14 protein-coding genes are annotated in these 19,002 nt (G+C 74.0%); 7 read left to right on the top strand and 7 right to left on the bottom strand.

Features of this window, described 5'->3' with window-relative positions; all coding sequences use genetic code 11:
• Positions 1 to 21: 21 nt before the first annotated feature.
• The 3 genes from ACQP2P_RS41905 to ACQP2P_RS41895 all read left to right on the top strand — a co-directional run bounded on the left by ACQP2P_RS41905 (position 22) and on the right by ACQP2P_RS41895 (position 4,697).
• The gene (locus tag ACQP2P_RS41905; protein WP_433610656.1) at positions 22 to 2,109 is read left to right on the top strand and encodes an FG-GAP-like repeat-containing protein; all 2,088 of its coding nucleotides are present in this window, start codon (positions 22 to 24) and stop codon (positions 2,107 to 2,109) included.
• Positions 2,110 to 2,319: 210 nt separating this feature from the next.
• Positions 2,320 to 3,468: a glycosyltransferase family 4 protein gene (locus tag ACQP2P_RS41900; protein WP_433610654.1), complete on the top strand. Its 1,149-nt coding sequence runs from the start codon at positions 2,320 to 2,322 to the stop codon at positions 3,466 to 3,468.
• 110 nt (positions 3,469 to 3,578) lie between these two features.
• Positions 3,579 to 4,697, top strand: a complete 1,119-nt coding sequence (locus ACQP2P_RS41895) for a mannose-1-phosphate guanylyltransferase (RefSeq protein ID WP_433610652.1) — start codon at positions 3,579 to 3,581, stop codon at positions 4,695 to 4,697.
• 96 nt (positions 4,698 to 4,793) lie between these two features.
• Here ACQP2P_RS41895 and ACQP2P_RS41890 read toward each other — a convergent pair whose 3' ends face one another.
• Genes ACQP2P_RS41890 through cofD form a run of 3 tightly spaced genes read right to left on the bottom strand, consistent with a single transcriptional unit; the run spans position 4,794 to position 7,371 of the window.
• A complete protein-coding gene (locus ACQP2P_RS41890) occupies positions 4,794 to 5,342 on the bottom strand; it encodes an NUDIX hydrolase (protein ID WP_433610650.1) in 549 nt (182 codons plus the stop codon).
• Positions 5,339 to 6,418 carry a coenzyme F420-0:L-glutamate ligase gene (locus ACQP2P_RS41885; protein ID WP_433610648.1) on the bottom strand — a complete coding sequence of 360 codons (1,080 nt, stop codon included), beginning with the start codon at positions 6,416 to 6,418 and terminating at the stop codon, positions 5,339 to 5,341. Before ACQP2P_RS41885 ends, ACQP2P_RS41890 begins: the two co-directional genes overlap by 4 nt.
• Positions 6,415 to 7,371 (bottom strand): 2-phospho-L-lactate transferase, encoded by a 957-nt coding sequence (cofD, locus tag ACQP2P_RS41880; protein ID WP_433610646.1) that lies wholly within the window; start codon positions 7,369 to 7,371, stop codon positions 6,415 to 6,417. The genes ACQP2P_RS41885 and cofD overlap by 4 nt, the downstream gene beginning before the upstream one ends.
• 124 nt (positions 7,372 to 7,495) lie before the next feature.
• Here cofD and ACQP2P_RS41875 point away from each other — a divergent pair, with 124 nt between their 5' ends.
• Both ACQP2P_RS41875 and ACQP2P_RS41870 read left to right on the top strand, forming a co-directional pair.
• Complete coding sequence (locus ACQP2P_RS41875; protein ID WP_433610644.1) at positions 7,496 to 8,911, top strand: hypothetical protein; 1,416 nt, start codon at positions 7,496 to 7,498, stop codon at positions 8,909 to 8,911.
• Between the two features lie 142 nt (positions 8,912 to 9,053).
• Positions 9,054 to 11,534: a bifunctional FO biosynthesis protein CofGH gene (locus ACQP2P_RS41870; protein ID WP_433619505.1), complete on the top strand. Its 2,481-nt coding sequence runs from the start codon at positions 9,054 to 9,056 to the stop codon at positions 11,532 to 11,534.
• Here the strand turns inward: ACQP2P_RS41870 and ACQP2P_RS41865 are convergent.
• Positions 11,531 to 12,025, bottom strand: a complete 495-nt coding sequence (locus ACQP2P_RS41865; RefSeq protein WP_433610642.1) for a signal peptidase I — start codon at positions 12,023 to 12,025, stop codon at positions 11,531 to 11,533. The genes ACQP2P_RS41870 and ACQP2P_RS41865 overlap by 4 nt on opposite strands.
• Before the next feature lie 383 nt (positions 12,026 to 12,408).
• Here ACQP2P_RS41865 and ACQP2P_RS41860 point away from each other — a divergent pair, with 383 nt between their 5' ends.
• Positions 12,409 to 12,666, top strand: coding sequence for a WhiB family transcriptional regulator (locus ACQP2P_RS41860; protein ID WP_033364663.1), 258 nt, complete (start codon positions 12,409 to 12,411; stop codon positions 12,664 to 12,666).
• 87 nt (positions 12,667 to 12,753) lie between these two features.
• Here ACQP2P_RS41860 and ACQP2P_RS41855 read toward each other — a convergent pair whose 3' ends face one another.
• Positions 12,754 to 13,107 (bottom strand): DUF3499 domain-containing protein, encoded by a 354-nt coding sequence (locus tag ACQP2P_RS41855; protein ID WP_350612062.1) that lies wholly within the window; start codon positions 13,105 to 13,107, stop codon positions 12,754 to 12,756.
• Between the two features lie 164 nt (positions 13,108 to 13,271).
• Between ACQP2P_RS41855 and ACQP2P_RS41850 the strand changes: the two genes are divergently transcribed.
• Entirely contained in the window at positions 13,272 to 13,721 is a 450-nt protein-coding gene (locus tag ACQP2P_RS41850) for a metallopeptidase family protein (RefSeq protein ID WP_350612063.1), read from the top strand.
• A 48-nt stretch (positions 13,722 to 13,769) separates the two neighbouring features.
• Here the strand turns inward: ACQP2P_RS41850 and ACQP2P_RS41845 are convergent, their stop codons facing one another.
• Both ACQP2P_RS41845 and ACQP2P_RS41840 read right to left on the bottom strand, forming a co-directional pair.
• On the bottom strand, positions 13,770 to 14,222 hold the full coding sequence (locus tag ACQP2P_RS41845) for a hypothetical protein (protein ID WP_433610640.1): 453 nt from the start codon (positions 14,220 to 14,222) through the stop codon (positions 13,770 to 13,772).
• 16 nt (positions 14,223 to 14,238) lie between these two features.
• Positions 14,239 to 18,975, bottom strand: a complete 4,737-nt coding sequence (locus tag ACQP2P_RS41840; protein ID WP_433610638.1) for a hypothetical protein — start codon at positions 18,973 to 18,975, stop codon at positions 14,239 to 14,241.
• Positions 18,976 to 19,002: the final 27 nt, after the last annotated feature.

The raw sequence follows: 19,002 nt of genomic DNA, 5'->3' as shown, positions 1-19,002 counted from the left end.
TAGCGAGATGGGGCAAGCGAGATGGGTGTCTGGGCAACGCGACGATACCGGCGCAGCAGGCTGCTCGCCCTCGCCGGCTGCTCGCTCGCCCTCCTCGCCGCCGGGGCCGTCGGCGGCGGCGCCGCGGCCCGCACGAGCGAGCCCCCGGTCGCCGCCGAGGGGCTCACCGCGCCGGTCGAGTGGGCCAACCCGGCGGCCAAGGCCCCCGGTGGCAGCGGCGTGCCCACCCGCGTGACCCGCGTCCCGCTCGGCGACTTCGACCGGCCCGCGGACGGGGTGAGCGCCCAGAACGGGGTGCTCGAGGACGTACCGCTGGACGGCGGATACCGCAAGACCACCCGCAGCCGGACGCTCACCGTCACCCGCGCCTCCGTCGAGCCCTTCAGCGCCGTCGGCGTCACCTGGCGCGAGACCGGGCGCGTCGGCGCGGTCAGCGTCGCCGTGCGCCACCACACCCCGGGCGGTGCCTGGAGCGCGTGGCAGACCGTCGGCGCCGGCGCGGCCGACCGCGACCCGGTGAGCGTGCCCGCCCGGCCGCGCGCCAAGGCCTCGCCCTCGCCGAGCGCGCCGGCCGGCGGCCCCGTCGAGCGCGGCGGCTCCGATCTCGTCTGGGTCGGGCCGAGCGACGGCGTGCAGATCACCGTCAGCGCCACCGGTGGTTCGGCCCCGCACGATCTCGCCGCCGACCTCATCGACCCGGCCGACTCACCCGCCGACGCCGCGCCCCCGGCCCCGCCCGTGCTCGAGGACGCCCCGGTCGCGCTGCGGCCGTTCATGCCGGCCATCAACCGCCGCGCCGCCTGGGGGGCCAACGAGCAGCTGATGGACTGGCGGCCGCAGTACGCGCCGATGGTCAAGGCGGTCGCGGTGCACCACACGGCGACGGGCAACGACTACTCCGAGGCCGACGTGCCCAAGATCCTGCGCTCGATCTACCAGTACCAGACGGTCAGCCGCGGCTGGGGCGACATCGGCTACAACGTGCTGGTCGACCGGTTCGGCCGGCTCTGGGAGGGCCGGGCCGGCGGGCTGAGCCGTCCCGTGGTCGGGGCCCAGGCGGGCGGCTTCAACACCGGCACGGCCGGCATCGCCATGATCGGCACGTACTCCACCGTGACCGTCCCGCCCGCCGTGGTGGAGTCGGCCGCCCGGTACACCGCGTGGAAACTTTCACTCAGCCAGGCCGTCGACCCGCGCGGAAGCGTGACGCTGACCGGGGGCGGCTCCACGTCGCGGTACCCGACCGGCACCACGGTCACCGTCCCGCGCGTCTTCCCGCACCGCCAGACCAACCCGACCGAGTGCCCGGGCGCCCGCGGGATGGACGCCCTGCCGGCGATCCGCGACCGCGCCGCCGCGCTGCTGGGGGACCTGGTCAAGCCGCAGACCGTGCGGTCGCTCATGGCGGCGTACCGCCCGGCCGACGGCACGGTGCGCCTGCAGGGCATCGCCGAGCCCATCTTCACGTCCGGCCCGAACGAGATCGCGGTGCCGGCCGACTACAACGGCGACGGCAAGGCCGACGTGGCCACCTGGTCGCCGATCACCGGCAACTGGACGATGCTGCTCACCGGCGAGGGCCGCTCGGTGGCTCAGTGGGGCCTGCCCGGCGACGTGCCGGCCCCCGCGGACTACGACGGCGACGGCAAGGCCGATCTCGCCGTGTTCCGGCCGTCCAACGGGGTCTGGTACATCAAGGGCGTCGGTGAGCTGCAGCTCGGCCAGGCCGGCGACCAGCCCGTGCCCGGCGACTACACCGGCGACGGCAGGGCCGAGCCCGCGATCTGGCGCCCGTCCACCGGACTGTGGGCGATCCGCGCGATCCGCGAGTGGCAGTTCGGCGAGCCCGGCGCGATCGCGGTGCCCGCGGACTACGACGGCGACGGCCGGCTCGACGCGGCCGTGTGGTCCCCGTCGACGCAGCAGTTCACGATCACCGGCCAGGCCCCCGTGCGCCTCGGCGACCCGGGCGACACGCCGGTGCCGGGGCAGTACGACGGGGACGGCCGGGCGGACCTCGCGGTGTACCACGACGGGCGGTTCGACGTGCGGGGGATAGGGAAGTACGAGGTCGGAGCGCCCGGCGACGTACCGATGCCCCTGAATTGAGCAAAACTTGAAGTTGGACGATTCCCGGCGGCAGCGAAGGGCTTCGTACTTGAACTTGGCGGCCGGCACATGAGTTGATTCAGGCTGAATCCTGGGTGGAACTCACGATGCGAGTCGCGTCGTGGACATCGATCACCGGCGGATCGGGCGTAGGCTTTGCCGCGAGACGTCGCACCGAAGATCCGCATCGAGTTCAAAAGGGAGTGCCCCGTGACCCCCGGCCGACCGCCCCGCGTGCTTGTAGACGCCACGAGTGTCCCAGCCGACCGAGGCGGGGTGGGGCGCTACGTCGACGGTCTCCTGGGCGCGCTGGGCGCGCTCGACGCCGACCTGGCCGTCGTGTGCCAGCGCACCGACGCCGAGCGCTACGGGCGGCTCCTGCCGGACGCGCGGATCATGTCCGCCCCCGCCGCGGCCGCGCACCGCCCGGCCCGCCTGGCGTGGGAGCAGACCGGCCTGCCGATGCTCGCCCAGCAGGTCGGCGCCCAGGTGCTGCACTCGCCCTTCTACACGTGCCCGCTGCGCGCGGGGTGCCCGGTGACGGTGACGGTCCACGACGCCACGTTCTTCACCGAGCCCGAGCACTACGACAAGTCCCGCCGCACGTTCTTCCGCTCCGCGATCAAGACGTCGCTGCGGCGCGCCAGCCGGGTGATCGTGCCCAGCAAGGCGACCCGCGACGAGCTGATCCGCCTGCTCGACGCCGACCCGACCCGCATCGACGTGGCCTACCACGGCGTCGACCCCGAGGCGTTCCACGCGCCCAGCGAGGACGAGAAGGCCCGTGTGCGGGCGCGGCTGGGGCTCGGCTCGACGGAGTACGTCGCCTTCCTGGGGGCCAAGGAGCCCCGCAAGAACGTGCCCAGCCTGATCCGCGGCTGGATCTCGGCCGTGCGTGACCGGGCGGACCCGCCCGCGCTGGTGGTCGCCGGCGGCCAGGGCCACGACGACGAGATCGACGGGGCCATCGCGGAGGTCCCCAGCCACCTGCGCCTGCTGCGCCCGGGCTACCTGCGCTACGCGGACCTGCCGGGCTTCCTCGGCGGTGCGGTGGTCGCGGCCTACCCGTCCTTCGGCGAGGGCTTCGGCCTGCCGATCCTGGAGGCGATGGCCTGCGGCGCACCCGTGCTCACCACGCCGCGGCTCTCCCTGCCGGAGGTGGGCGGGGACGCGGTGGCCTACACCGGACCGGGCCCCGACGAGATCGCCCGCGACCTTGCGGCACTGCTCGACGACACCGAGCGACGTAACGCTTTGGCCAAGGCCGGCGCCGCGCGCGCCAAGGAGTTCACCTGGGAGTCCAGCGCCGAGGTCCACCTCGCAGCCTGGGCCAGAGCCGCGGGCCCCCGCGGTTACTGACCCCGGGCGACCCCGAATGTCACCCGCCGAAACGGCACGGGGCGATTTCGGTAATGGTATTGACACCCCCGAGTTGTGAGAAGGCCCCCTTTTCCGGGCATGATGGGCGCGTGTTCTACGCGGTGATTCCTGCAGGTGGCAGCGGCACGCGGCTCTGGCCGCTGTCGCGAGCCGGCCATCCGAAGTTTCTCCACGCCCTCACCGGGACCCCGTTGTCGCTGCTCCAGGCGACGTACGGGCGTCTCGAAGGCCTGGCGACGCCCGAGTCCACGTTCGTGGTCACCGGCGTAGCGCACGCGGCCGCCGTGGCCCGGCAGCTGCCGGGTCTGCCGGAGGGCAACGTCCTCGTCGAGCCCACGCCGCGCGACTCCTGCGCCGCGATCGGTCTCGCCGCGGCGGTGATCGCCCGCCGCGACCCGCACGCCATCATGGGCGCCTTCGCCGCCGACCAGCTGGTCCGCGACGTCCCGGCCTTCCAGGACACGCTCCAGCGGGCGATCCAGGGCGCCGGGGACGGCCTGCTCATGACGATCGGCATCACGCCGACCCACCCCGAGACCGGCTACGGCTACCTCCACGTCGGCGAGCCCACGGGCACCGGCGACGTGTGCAAGGTCGCCGAGTTCGCGGAGAAGCCCGCGTTCGACGTGGCCCAGCGCTACGTCGACTCGGGGGAGTACCTCTGGAACGCCGGCATGTTCGTCTGGCGCGTGGACGTGTTCCTCGACGAGCTCGCCCGCCAGCAGCCGACCCTGCACGACGGCCTGCGGCGCATCGCCGAGTCCTGGGAGTCGCGCGAGCGCGAGGAGGTCCTGGCCGAGATCTGGCCCGGCCTGACCAAGATCTCGGTCGACTTCGGCGTCATGGAGGGCGCGGGCCGCGCCGGCCTGGTCGGCACCGTGCCGGGCAACTTCGGCTGGAACGACGTCGGAGACTTCCACACCCTCGGCGAGCTGCTCGAGACCGACACCGCGGGCAACGTGGTGGTCGAGCTCGCCGGCGTCATCGACGACCCGGTCGTCTCCCCGAAGCCGACGGTCCTCATGCACGACGCGGAGCGCGTGGTCGTGGTGCCGCGCTCGGGCCGCCTGGTGGCCGCGGTGGGCGTGAGCGACCTGATCATCGTGGACACGCCGGATGCGCTGCTGGTCTGCCCGCGCGCCCGCGCACAGGACGTCAAGAAGCTGGTCGACTCGCTGAAGGAGCGCGGCTCGAGCGAGCTGCTGTAGGGCGGCTCCGGCTTCCGGGCCCGGGCGCCGTCGTCCGGGCCCGAGCGTTTTCCCCTGGCGCCTGCTCGTGCTTGTCCGGATCAGGCCCGAAACGCGTCAGGAGCGCTTGGCCCAAGCCAACGCCGGCCCGACCAGCTGCTCAGTAGCATCAGCAAGCGGCTCCGGCAGCGAGTCGGGCGCAAACCACCCGAGCGCACTCGACTCCGCGCTGACGAGCTCCACGGCCCCGGCCGGCGCGATCGCCGCATACCGGATGTCGTAGTGCAGCGACGACCCGCCCGAGCAGTGCACATGGTGCACGTCGAGGTCAATCGGCGCCTCGCTCACCCGCAGCCCGAGAATGCCCGACTCCTCGGACGCCTCGCGCAGGGCCGCGCCCGCGATCGTGCTGTCCACCGGCTCGCAGTGCCCGCCCAGCTGCATCCAGCGGTTGACCCGGCCGTGCAGGCACAGCAGCACCCGCTCGGCGTTGGCGTCCACGACCAGGGTGCTCGCGGTCACGTGGCCGCCGGTGTGCTCGCGCCAGACGGTGGTCGGATCGGGCCGTACGAAATCCAGGAACCGCTGTCGGGTCGCCTCGGCCTCCGGCGAGGGAGCCGCCCAGCCCGACAGCACCGCCAGTGCGTCCTCGTGCAGCGTCGTCATAGTGACGGCAGGCTACCGCGCCCGATGACGAGCACGCCGAGGGGCACACCGCCTTCGGGCAGCTCGGCGGCCAGCGTCGCCGGATCGGTGACCTCCAGCCAGCCGCTCGCAAGCCCGTCAGCTGCGAGAACGGCTCGCAACCGCTCCGCCTTGCGGCCCGCCTCGGCCGCGGCGCGCAGGTCGCCGGCCGGGGACCACACGATCACGGCGGCCACGGTGTTGGCCGGAACCGTCACGCTGCGTGTCGTCGGGAACGGCAGGGCGGGCAGGCGCACGGGGCCGCCGGCCGGGGCGAAGCCGGTCGCGTCGGGCAGCTCGGCGGCGGCGCGCAGGCCGCGGGCGGTGGCTTCGGCGGTACCGAGCGCGAACAGATCGGCATCGGCCCCGCGAATGAGCTCGGCGGCGCCGCGGCCGTGCTCGGGCGGGAAGGCGCGCGCGAACCCGCGCACCACCGCGACCGGCACCTGTGTCGTCTTTCCTTTGACCAGCTCCGCCGCGGCGGCGAGCTGGTCGATCTGGGCCATCTGGGTGAGCTGGAGCTCGTTGCCGTACGCGTCCCGCAGCCCCCGGTAGTCGACCACCGCGTCGACGCCGGCCGCGCCGATGGCGAAGTCGACGAGGCCGAGCCGCCACGGCCGGCCCATGGTGTCGGTGATGACGACGGCGACGTCGAGCCCGAAGCGCTCGCGCAGCTCCTCGCGCAGCGCGCGGGCCGAGGCGTCCGGGTCCTTGGGCAGCAGCACCAGGTGCGTGGAGTCGACGTTGGACGCGTCGATGCCGGCCTGGGCGAGCACGAGCCCGTGGTGCGTCTGCACGATGCGGGTCGGGCCGCGCTCGGCGACCACGCGGGCGGTCTCGGCGCGCAGCGCGGCCTCGCGGGCGGCGTCGCGGTCGGGCCCCTCGGGCGGCAGCTCGACCAGCCGGCCCTCGGCCTTGCTCACGACCTTGCTGGTGACCACGAGCACGTCGCCGTCGCGCAGCCAGTCGGCCGCCCCGGTGATGAGCTCGGCGAGGTTGTCGCCCGGCTGCACGTCGCCGATGCCGACGACGGGGTGGACCTCCAGCGACGGGATCATGCGACACCCACCGTGGCGAGCGCGTCGCGGACCATGGTCGCGGTCGTGGCCTCGTCGGTCATCCAGAGCGGGACGGCTCGCACCTGCAGGCCTGGCACGACCACTCCGGCATCCGACGAGTCGACCAGCCAGGCGTCGAGGACCCCGCCCTGCGACCGGGCCCCGAGCAGCCCGCCGACGCCGGCCGCGCTGACCTCCACGCCCATCACCTCCAGGCACTTGTCGGCCATCCCGCGCACCGGGGCCGAGCCGATGACGGGGGAGAACCCGGCGACCGGCGCCCGGCCCCCGGCCACGGCGTCGCGGATCGCGGGCACCGCGAGGATCGGGGCGATGGAGACCACGGGATTGCTCGGGGCCACCAGGACGACATCCGCCGCCGCGATCGCGTCCAGCACCCCCGCGGCCGGCTTCGCGGTCTCGGCCCCGACGAACACGAACCGCTGGGTCGGGATCTGCGCGCGGTGGCGGATCCACCACTCCTGGAAGTGGATCGCGCGGGTCGCGCCGTCGACCTCCACGACGGCGTGCGTCTCCACGCGGTCGTCGCTGGCCGGCAGCATGCGGATCCCGGGCTGCCAGCGGTCGCAGAGCGCCTCGGTGACCGCCGAGAGGGGGTAGCCCGCATCCAGCATCCGGGTGCGCACCAGGTGGGTCGCGATGTCCTTGTCGCCGAGGCCGAACCAGGTGGGCTCCGCGCCGTAGGCGGCCAGCTCCTCCTTGACCGTCCAGCTCTCGCCGACCCGGCCCCAGCCGCGCTCCGGATCGGCTCCGCCACCGAGCGTGTACATCACGCTGTCCAGGTCGGGGCAGATGCGTAGCCCGTGCAGGGTCACGTCGTCGCCCACGTTGATCACCGCGGTGACGTCGGCGCCCGTCTCCCGGGCCACCGCGCGCACCCCGAGCAGGAAGCGCGCGCCGCCGATGCCACCTGCAAGAACCACGATCCGCATGCGTCCAATCCTGCCCCACCGCCGTCACGGCCCCATTGGGGGTCTCTCACGGACGCGGGAATCGGCGCCGGGAGCTAGGCTGCTGGCGACCTGTTGCACGGACCGCTTCATTTCGGGAGAGCCAGTGAGCACCCAGCCACCCGATCCGACCCCCACCGGGGCCTACCAGCCCCAGGCGGCGGCGCAGTATCAGACCCCGGCGACCCAGGCTGTTCCCGTCTCGGGGGCCGCGCAGCAGTACCAGGCCGCCCCCGTCTCCGGTGCCGCGCAGCAGTACCAGGTCGCGCCGGCCGCGCCGGTCGCGCCCCCGGACGCGAAGAAGGCCCGCGGCCTGCTGGAGCCCTACCGCGAGCTGGCCGCGTTCGGCCTGCTCGGCGCCGTCGCGCTGATCCTGATCGCGGGGCTCGTGCGCGTCCTCACCGGCCTGTTCAACTCGTTCCTGGCCACCGCCACCGCGTCGTTCTCCAACGTGATCGGCTTCGAGGTCATCCTGCTGCCGATCGTCGCGGTCGTGCTCGTGCTGCTCCTCGAGCCGGTCACGCCGCGGGCGAAGACCGTCGTGCTCATCGCGATGGTCGAATACGCGATCGCCGCGGTGCTCGGCCTCGTGCTGCTGCTCGGCGGCCTCATCGGCGACTTCCAGAGCGAGGGCCCGATCGGCTGGGCGCTCGGCGGCTTCCTCGAGCACCTGGCGGGCCTCGCGCTCATCGGCCTCGGGCTGTTCCTCGCCGCGCGGCTCTACCTCGGCGCCTACACGGCCCCGAAGCCGGTCGCCTCGCCGTACCAGGGCTACCAGTACCAGCAGCAGGCCTACGCCCAGCAGCAGTACGCCCAGCAGTACGCGCAGCACCAGGCCGCGTACGCCGCCCAGCAGACCGGCTACGTCACCGGCTCCCAGCCCGCCGCGGCCCAGCCGCAGCAGGGTGCCCAGCCGCAGCCGGCCCAGCCGGCCTACGCCCAGCCGCAGCCGACCACCCAGGGCTGGCAGCAGCCGGCCACGGGCGGCACGCCGGCGGTCGCCGCGCAGCCCCAGGGCTACCCGGCGCAGCCGACCTCGGGCGGATACGCGGCCCCGGCTTACGCGACCCCCGCGTATGCCGCGCCGGCCGCGCCCGCGCCGGCCGCGCCCGAGACCCCCGCGGCCGAGACGGCGGCGCCCGCGGCCCAGCCGGCCTCCGGCCCGCCGCTGAGCTCGCCGTTCGCCGCCTACACGGCACCGGCCCCGACCCCGGTGGCCGACGAGCCCGTCTCGGCCTCTCCGGCCGACGCCCAGTCCTCGACGCCGCCCGGCGGGTTCGCCTCGGCGGGCTGGCCGGGTGGCCACTCGACGCACCCGGCCCCGGCCGAGGACGAGGGCACGGCGGTGCTCAGCCCGGCCGACCCCGACGCCACCCAGCAGGCGCCCGTGGTCAAGCCGGCCGAGCCGGCCGCCCAGGAGACCGCGGACCCGGACCGCACCACGGTCCTGCAGCCGGGCGCCAAGAAGGACGACGAGGGCGAGGCAACCCAGCGCACCCAGGCGATTCCGCCCGGTAACTGACGTCCCGCTCGAACGCCGTGGCCGCGACCCAGTCGCGGCCACGGGTGGTATTAGGTCACACACCGTCCTACCCGGGAATCGCCCCCGGGCGGCCTACAGTTCGGTGGTGACACCTGAAGGTAGAGGCACCGAAGGCAACGCCATGCGCCGGGCCCTGCGGCGGGCGGCCGATGGCCGGACACTCGACCCGACCGAGGCGGCCGTCCTGCTGAGCGCCCGCGACGCGGCCCTGGAGGATCTGCTCGGCATCGCCGGCGCGGTGCGCGACGCGGGACTCGCCGACGCCGGGCGCCCGGGCGTCATCACGTTCTCCAAGAAGGTCTTCGTCCCGCTGACCCGGCTGTGCCGGGACCGGTGCCACTACTGCACCTTCGCGACGGTGCCGCACCGGCTGCCCGCCGAATACCTCGAGATCGACGAGGTGCTCGAGATCGCCCGCGAGGGCGCCCGGCAGGGCTGCAAGGAGGCCCTGTTCACGCTCGGCGACCGGCCCGAGGAGCGCTGGCCCCAGGCCCGTCGCTGGCTGGACGAGCGCGGCTACGACTCGACGCTGTCCTACCTGCGCGCGTGCGCCATCGCGGTGCTGGAGGAGACCGGCCTCCTGCCGCACCTCAACCCCGGCGTGCTGTCGTGGGCGGAGCTGCAGCGGCTCAAGCCGGTCGCGCCGAGCATGGGCATGATGCTCGAGACCACCGCGACCCGCCTGTGGTCGGAGCCGGGCGGCCCGCACTTCGGCTCGCCGGACAAGGAGCCCGCGGTCCGGCTGCGGGTGCTCGACGACGCCGGGCGGGTCGGCGTGCCCTTCACGACCGGCATCCTCATCGGCATCGGCGAGACGCTGGACGAGCGGGCCGAGTCGCTGTTCGCGATCCGCCGGACGATGCGGGAGTACGGCCACGTCCAGGAGGTCATCGTCCAGAACTTCCGCGCCAAGCCGGACACGGCCATGCGCGGGATGCCCGACGCGGAGCTGCAGGACCTGGCCGCGAGCATCGCCGTGGCCCGGCTCGTGCTGGGGCCCAAGGCGCGCATCCAGGCCCCGCCGAACCTGATCGACGAGGAGTACGCGCTGCTCATCCGGGCCGGGATCGACGACTGGGGCGGCGTGAGCCCGGTGACCCCGGACCACGTGAACCCCGAGCGCCCCTGGCCGGCCCTCGACGAGCTGGCGGCAAGGACGAAAGCCGCCGGTTTCGTCCTGCGCGAGCGCCTCACGATCTACCCCGAGTACGCCCGCCGCGGGGTGCCGTGGCTCGATGCCCGCCTCGTGGAGCACGTCGAGGCCCTCATGGAGCGCGACTCGGGCCTGGCCGACGAGTCCGCGATGCCGGTCGGCCGGCCGTGGCAGGAGCCGGACGGGGGGCACGAGGACAGCGGCCGCACCGACCTGCACACCGCGATCGACGAGCAGGGGCGCAGCGCGGACCGCCGCGGCGACTTCGACACCGTGTACGGCGACTGGAACGAGGTCGCCACGCGCGTGCCGCAGACCGCGCCCGAGCGCCTGGACTCCGACGTCCACAGTGGACTGGACCTGGCCGGGAGCGATCCGGGCGCCCTGCTGCGGCCCGAGCACGAGGCGGCCGCCCTGGCGCTGTTCAATGTGGACGGTGCCGGGCTGGACGAGCTGGTGCGCATCGCCGACGACCTGCGCCGCGAGGCCGTCGGGGACGACATCACCTTCGTGGTGAACCGGAACATCAACTTCTCGAACGTCTGCTACGTGGGCTGCCGGTTCTGCGCGTTCGCCCAGCGCGAGCGCGACGCCGACGCCTACCGGCTGTCGTACGAGCAGGTCGCCGACCGTGCCGAGGAGGCCTGGAACGCGGGCGCCACCGAGGTCTGCATGCAGGGCGGCATCGACCCGAAGCTGCCCGTCGGCGCCTACGCCGAGCTCGTGCGGGCGGTCAAGGCGCGGGTGCCCGGCATGCACGTGCACGCGTTCAGCCCGATGGAGGTCGTGACCGCCGCGGCCAAGGCCGGGGTGTCGATCCGCGACTGGCTGACCCAGCTCAAGGAGGCCGGCCTCGACACCATCCCCGGCACCGCCGCCGAGATCCTCGACGACGAGGTCCGCTGGGTGCTCACGAAGGGCAAGCTGCCCACGTCGGCCTGGGTCGAGGTGGTGAGCACGGCGCACGAGCTGGGCATCCGGTCGAGCTCGACGATGATGTACGGCCACGTCGACCACCCCGGCCACTGGCTCGGCCACTTCCGGGTGCTGGCCGGCATCCAGGACCGCACCGGCGGCTTCACCGAGTTCGTGGCGCTGCCGTTCGTGCACCACAGCGCGCCCATCTACCTCGCGGGCATCGCGCGTCCCGGCCCCACCTGGCGGGACAACCGCGCCGTGCACGCCATGGCCCGCGTGCTGCTGCACGGGCGCATCCCCAACATCCAGTGCTCCTGGGTCAAGCTCGGCGACGAGGGTACGGTCGCGATGCTGCGCGGGGGCGCCAACGACATCGGCGGCACGCTCATGGAGGAGACCATCTCGCGCATGGCGGGCTCCGAGCACGGCTCGGCCCGCACCAAGGAGGAGCTGGAGGCGATCGGCCGGGCCGCCGGCCGTCCCGTGCGCCGCCGCACGACGGTCTACGGCCGGGTCGAGAACGTGGTCTAGCCGATCGTCGTCGGCACCATCGCCACGCCGGCCACCAGCGCGCCCAGCAGGAGCAGGCCCAGGATCCGCCGGCCGGGGACGAGCAGGGCCAGCAGCAGCGCGCCCAGGGCGATCTTCACGGGGTGGGTCCGGACCTGCTGGACCGGCCACCCCACGTGCGGCAAGATCAGCCGCACCGGCCCCACCACGTGCTCGCGGTCGACCGCGCGCGGAACCGCCTGCGGCTCCGCGTCGCCCTTGACCGTCAGCGCGCCGTCGGCCGCCTGGGCCACGACCCGGTGCGTGACGGGGCCCCGGGGATCGTTGTACGTGACGATCTCGTACTGCGCGACGGACTTCGCGTGCGGGTCGACGAGGATGAGGTCGCCCGCGTGCATCGAGGGCGCCATGGACTCGGACATCACGACGTAGGGCTTCCACCCCAGGCTGGCGACGCCGACGGTGAACATGATCACGGAGACGGCGGCGCCCAGGAGCACTCGGCGGATCATGGGCGGGCCGTGAGGTCGGATCTCAGCTCTTGCCGCACATCGGCGCAGTTCGGCCAGGCGGCGCGCGGCTTGAGCAAACTTTCCGAGACTCTTCCGGCGCGTCCGGCGTGTCGCCCGTTACCTCCGGTGGGGCTTCGTCGGTATGGGTACGGCACGGGGTGCAGGCGATCGCCCGAGCGGGCCTATTTAGCAGGTTCGGCTTGACGACGCACGCATTACACGCGTGTAATTTCACGGGGGATGTTCGCCGGATGGGTTCCGACAACCTGTCAAGCGGACATATGGAACACCGCGCCGAGGTACAGCAACCTTGTAGGACATGCGCCTTCCGCGTGGGGGGTTGCGCCGGCATTGACGCCGGTGCGCAAGAAGGAGGCACGCTGATGGACGGCCGACCAGTCGTGGCCGACCTGCTGGGTAACGCTCCGGAGTGGCAAGAGCGCGCTTTGTGTTCGCAGACCGACCCGGAGGCTTTCTTCCCGGAGAAGGGCGGGTCGACGCGCGAGGCCAAGCGCATCTGCTCGCGCTGTGAGGTGCGGGCGGACTGCCTGGAGTACGCGCTCGGGCACGACGAGCGCTTCGGGATTTGGGGCGGGCTCTCGGAACGCGAGCGTCGCAAGCTCAAACGACGGGCTGCTTAGCGGATCGGATTTTCGAATTCGGGCGCCGATCTCCATTCGGGGGTCGGCGCCCTTTTATTGGAATTGTTATGCGCTCGGAGGAATAATCTACGCGTCGGGGGGAATGACGCGCAGATGCCCGCGCCGGCCGAGCGGATGCTGCTGGTCGGGCTCCTCGCGGTTCGGTGCCGGCCGGGCCGCCTCGCGCACCGCCTCCGCGAGCGCCACGAGGTCGTCGTTGGTCGGCGGCGGCGGACCGTACTCGCCCTCGTGCCGCACCAGGTCCCAGCCCCGTGGCGCGGTCAGCCCGCGGGCGTGCGACTCGCACAGGTCGTAGGAGTGCGGCTCGGCGAACGCGGCCAGTGGACCGACAACTGCGGTCGATTCGGCATAAACGTACGTCAACGTCGCAACGGGAGATCGGGGGCAACCGTTGCGCGAGCATCGACGTGGGGTCCTCACGGCCAGACGGTATCGCTCGAAGGCCGCCGCGTCGTCCCGGAAGGCCCGCGACACGCCGACGTGACCACGGCGACACGCCCGCACGGGCGACCGTCGCAAGAGCCCGGCGACCCGCGGCGGCCGCACCGAGCCCGAGGGGGGAACCTGGCGCTACGCTGAACATCGTGGCGAGCCCAGACCGACGACGCAGTGGACCGGGCCGGCGCGGTCGCGACCGGCACGGCCGGGGGCTGCGCGGCCGGCTGGTCCCCGCGTCGCTGCCGATGTCCCGCACGCGCGCCGAGATGTTCGACGATCTCGTCCTGGACTCGGTCGAGCAGCTGGAGCAGCGCTTCTCCCAGGAGCTGGCGGGCGTCGAGTTCGCCGTCGAGGACGTCCCCCCGGAGCTCAACGTCTACGACTCCGACGTGCTCGAGGACGGCGAGGTCCCGCTGGCCCGCCTGCTGCCCGGCCGCCCGGGCCGGCACGGGGTCCCGCCGCGCATCGTCCTCTACCGGCGCCCGCTCGAGTTCCGCGCCGCCGACCACGACGACCTGGCCGACCTCGTGCACGACGTGATCATCGAGCAGGTCGCCAACCTGCTGGGCGTCTCGCCCGACGAGCTCGAGGGCTGAGCACTCCTCTTCACGGCTCCACCGTGGACTCGCCGAGCAGCCCTGCCCTCAGAGTTCGTCGATCCGCACGCCCAGCACGTCCTTGCCCCGCTCGACCTGCTGGTCGACCCGCAGCGAGCGGTCGCCCCGGATGCGGCCCACCTCGGCCCCGACCACGCGCTCGGCCTCGACCACCCGCTGGATGACGTGGACGGTGCCGCCCGCCCGCTTGGCCGTGGCGATGGACTCCGCGACCTGGTCGGCCAGGTCCGGGTCGGTGGCCAGCCGGGCGCTGAGCACGCGGACGAAGGCCTCCTGCTCGGCCTCCGGCGCCCGCTCGAACCGGGTCATCGCGTCGGCCGCCGCCGGGTCCGGGGCCAGCGCGCCCTTCAGCCTCCGGTAGAGCCGCTGGGTCGCCTCCCAGACCGCCTGCCCGGCCGCCCCGGCGTACTCCTCGGCGGCCTTGCGCACGTAGGGCGCCAGCAGCGTGACGGCCCCGGTGGCGATGATCGCGATGTCCATGGGTTCTCCAGTCGAGCTAGCCGGAGTAGGTCCACCATTCGTGCCGCCGCAGCCGGGCGAAGATGACCGGCAGCAGGCGCTGGAGCTTGGAGTAGTCGTCCTGCGTGCGGGTCACCTCGGCGATGACCTTGCGCAGGGCCTCGTCCAGGGCCGCGCGCCCGTTCTGCCGGGCGATCGCGGCGTGGATCACCTGGGCGTTGGCCGCGTCGATGGCGAAGTCGAGCCGGCGCGCGTCGTCGGCCGGCGTCGCGGCGAGCGCCTCGTCGTAGGCCGCGATCGCCCGGCCGAGGTCGGCGACGCGCAGCGCCTCGTCGGAGCGGGTGTCGGCCCGCGCGGCGTAGGCGTCGCCGAGCAGGTTCGCCGCGTTGATCCACAGCGGATCGCCGGCCGCGCGCCGCCGGTCGCGGATCTCGGTCTGCGCCCGGATCCACACGTCGAGCTGCTCGTCCGACGGCGCCGGCAGCTCACGAACGGAGTCGGCGACGTCGACCGCGTAGGTGACCCGGTGCTCGTCGTCCGGGGCCGCCGCCCGCCACGCCTCGAGGTAGGCGGCGAGCGCGGCCGCGACGTCCACGGCCGCGGTCTCGTCGTCCGGCCGCCGGCGGCTGCGCAGCGCGTAGGCGTCGCCGAGCAGGTTGGCCGAGGATTCCCACCCCGGCTCGTCGGCCGCGCGCCGCAGGTCCACGATCTCCTGCTGCACCTCGATCCACCGGTCGACCAGCGCGTCGGACGGCAGCGGCAGCTCGCGGACGGTGTCGGCCAGCATGATCGCGTAGTCCCGGCGGCGGTCACGGTCGTCGGCGGGCACCGCGGTCAGCGCCTCGTCGTACGCCTCGATCGCCCGGAGGAGGTCGGCGACGCGGGCGTCGTCGTCCGGCGCGGCCTCGGCCCGGGCCGTGTAGGCGTCGCCGAGGAGGCTCGCCGACTGGTGCCAGTCCTCGTCGCCGCCCGCGAGGCGCAGGTCGCGGATCTCCGTCTGCACGCGGACCCACAGGTCGAGCTGTGCCGGCGACGGCTCCGGCAGCCCGCGCAGCGCCCGGGCGGCGTCGATGGCGTAGGTGAGGCGGCGGGGGTCGTCCGGGAGCGAGCCCTGCCAGGCCCGCAGGTAGGCGTCGAGCGCGGCGCCCCGGTCGGCCGCGCGGGCGTCGTCGTCGGGCGCGGCCTCGGCCCGGGCCGTGTAGGCGTCGCCGAGGATGTTCGCCGACTGGGGCCACAGCGGATCGTCGGCCGCGACGCGCAGGCCGAGCAGCTCCCGCTGGACGGCGACCCAGAGATCCAGCTCTGCGGGCGTGTGGTCCGGCATCGTCAGCAGGGCGTTGGCCAGGGCGACCCCGGCATCGGCCCGGTGCTCGGGCTCGTCCGCGGTCGCGGCCCAGGCCGGCCGGGCGGCCTCGAGCGCCGCCGCGAGGTCGTCGGCGTCGGCCGGCTCCGACCGGGCGGTCGCCCGGTCCAGGTAGGCGCCGCTGAGCAGCGCCGCGGCGAGCGGCCACTGCGGATCGCCCTCGCGGCGCCGGGCGTCGCGGATCTCGATCTGCGCCGCGATGCGCAGGTCCAGGTGCTCCGCCGACGGGTCGTCCAGCCGGCGGATGGCGTTGGAGACGTCGATGGCGAAGTCGACGTGATCGTCCCCGTACTCGTCCTCGCCCTCGTCCGCCGCCGTCGCCCGCCAGGCCTCCACGTAGGCGTCGACGGCGGCCTCGAGGTCGGCGGCGCGGCCGGGGTCGCCGTCGGCCCGGGTGGCGGCGCGGGCGCCGAGGGCGTCGCCGAGCAGGCCGGCCGCGCGCGGCCACGAGGCGCTGCCCGCCGCGCGGGAGCGGTCCCGGACCTCGGTCTGCGCGCTGATCAGCAGGTCGAGCTCCGCGGCCGAGGGCTGGGCGAGCGCGTGGAGCGCGTCGGCCAGGTCGGCGGCGTAGGTGAGGCGCAGGGAGTCGTCTTCGGGCGCAGCCTCCCAGGTCCGCTGGTAGCAGGCGCGCGCGGCACCGAGGTCGGCGGCGCGGGCCGGGTCGTCCTCGGACCGGTGCCCGGCGCGCTCGCCGTAGGCGTCGCCGAGCAGGCTCTCCGCCAGCACCCACCCGGGGTCGCCGGCCGCGAGCTTGCGGTCGCGGACCTCGGTCTGCGCCTCGATCAGCAGCTCGACCTGCTCGGCCGAGCGGTCCGGCAGCTCCCGGAGGGCGTCGGCCACGTCGGCGGTGAACATGAGGCGGTTCTCGTCGTCGCCGGGCGCCGCGGACCAGGCCTGCAGGTAGGCGTCGAGCGCGGCGCCGAGGTCGAACGCGCGGGCGGCCGCGAGGTCGTCCGGCCAGGTGGCGGCCCGGGCCCGGTAGGCGTCGCCGAGCAGGTTCGCCGAGTTGCGCCAGGCCGGCTCGGCCGCCGCGCGGCGGCGGTCCCGGACCTCGGTCTGGGCCCGGATCAGCAGGTCGCGCTGGTCGGGGGAGGGGGACGGCAGCCGGCGCAGGATGTCGGCGACGCCGATGGCGAAGACGAGGCGGAGGTCGTCGTCCTCGGGGGCCATCGTCCAGGGCGGAAGGTAGGCGGCGAGCGCGGCCTCGAGGTCCGCGGCGCGGGCGTCGTCGTCCTCGGTGGCGTCGGCGCGGGCGAGGTACGCGTCGCCGAGCAGGTTCAGCGACAGCAGCCAGGCGGGGTCGTCGCCCGCCCGGCGCAGCTGCTGGATCTCGGTCTGGGCCTGGACCAGCAGGTCGAGGTGCTCCGGCGCCGGATCGGTCAAATCGCGCACGGTGTTCGCCACGTTGATCGCGCCGTCGACCAGGTTGGGATCGCCGGGCCGCATCAGCCGCCACGCGGCCACGAAGGCGGCCACGGCCGCGATGAGATCGTCACGGCCCGCGGCCCGGTCCCGGCGCACCGTGCCGATGCACACGTACGCGACCCGCTGGATCTCCGACGGCCGGGCGGGGTCGGCGGCGATGGCCTCGAGCCGGCTCAGCAGCTCGGGGATCTGGCCGGGCCGGATCGTCCCGGCGAGGGCGATCGCCGCCGCCTCCAGGCTGTCCGGGTTCGGCCAGCCCGAGTCCGGGGACAGCAGGTCGACCACGCAGCTCGGGGCCAGCGCCACCTCGAGCCGCCCGGAGTCGCTGACGACCAGGTAGTAGCCGCGCAGCAGGCCGCCCCACATCGCCCGGGACACCCGCGCCTGGTAGTCGGGCAGCCGCTGCTTGAGCCAGTCGGTGCGCTCGTTGCCGGCCAGCGCCGCGTGCTCGTCGAGGTCCTGGATGGACAGGGCCGACAGCACCTGCACGCCGATGTACCGGTTCACGGAGTCGGAGTGCATCAGCGCCCGGAACCCGACGGAGAGCGGCAGGGCCAGCCCCGGCAGCCGCAGCCGCGGCACGATCCGGCCCGCCTGCTCGATCGTCTCGAGCATCGGCCCGGCCCGCTCCAGCCAGCGGGGCTCGGCGAGGATCCGCTCGACCTCGCGCTCGTGCCGCTCCGCGTCCGGGTGGAAGGGATCGAGCACGAACAGCGAGAACCAGTGGCCCAGCACCCACGAGGCCGCGTAGTCCTCGGTGACGGGGCCCCAGCTGGCGCTCGTGCCGAGCCGGGTGAGCCCGATGGCCAGGCGCAGGTGCTCGGCCGCCTCCGAGATGCCGGCGATGTTCCCGGCGAGCAGCCAGCGGCCGAAGTCCGGGTGGAAGAGCCGAATCCGCCGCCGCGGGTCGGGCTCCACGAACGGATGGCAGACCTCGATGAGCGAATCGAGGTCGGCGTCGTCGAGCCCGATGACCCAGCGCAGCTCGGTCGGGCCGAGGCCGCCGCTGAACGAGCACGCGACGGCGCCCAGCAGCGGCCGGACCTTCGACTCCCAGGCGGGCCGGCTGACGTGCTGCTGGATGCGCCGGATGCCGTCCTCGTAGAGCCCGGCCAGCCCGGCCGAGAGCCGGATGGGCTGGGGCACGCGGCCGGACGCCGCGATCTCGGCCTCCAGCGCGGCCGCGTTCGTCGTGGCCCACAGCCAGTTGCCCTGGGCGCCGCCGACCAGCGCCTCGACCAGGCGCCCGCGGTCGTCGCCGGGCACCGCGGCGAAGCGCCGGCCGAGGTACGCCCGCAGCTCCCCGTCGAGGTCCTCGGCGTCCTCGACGAGATCGAGCGTCACGCTGCGGGCGGGGTCGAGCCAGATGGAGCCCCGGCGCCGGCTCGCGCACAGGAACCGCACGCCGGTGCCCTGAGCGGCGGCGGTCAGCGTGTTCAGGACCCGGAGGAACTCCTCGGCCCCCTCGTCCTCGGCCTGGTCCAGCGCGTCGATCAGGATCAGGGCCGGCTCGGAGGCAGGGGTGGCCCGGATGCGCCGCTCGGCCTCGGGCACGAGCCCGCTGAGGGCGGAGAAGTTCGTCGCGTTCACGGTGACGGCGACGGCCGCGACGCGCTCGGCGCTGCCGACCTGTTGATTGATGTTCTCGATGACGACGGCGGGCGCGCGAACACTCAGCACATGATCGTCATCGGTGCCCGCCTTGAGCCGGTCGATGATCTGGACCAGCAGATGACTCGCGTCGAACGCATTGTCGACCTTGGAATGACGCAGAACGGTGGCGATAACCCGGCGGTGCTCGCCGACGGCCTCGAAACCGGCCCACGCCTGCAGCAGCACGCTCGACTTCCCGCTGCCCGGACGGCCCGTGAGCAGCATGGCCGGGGGTCCGTCGACCCGGTTCAGCCAGGCCTCGATCCGGCCGAGCGCCCAGGATCGCACCGCGAAGTCCCGTGCGATCTCGGCGATCCGGGCCGGCTCAGCCATGTCTGGAATTCTAAGAAGGAATGAGCC

It is taken from the genome of Dactylosporangium sp. CA-139114, assembly GCF_050955725.1.
Classification (GTDB): domain Bacteria; phylum Actinomycetota; class Actinomycetes; order Mycobacteriales; family Micromonosporaceae; genus Dactylosporangium.
Note: the sequence above shows the minus strand (reverse complement) of the source record. Positions and strands in the feature narration are given on the sequence as shown.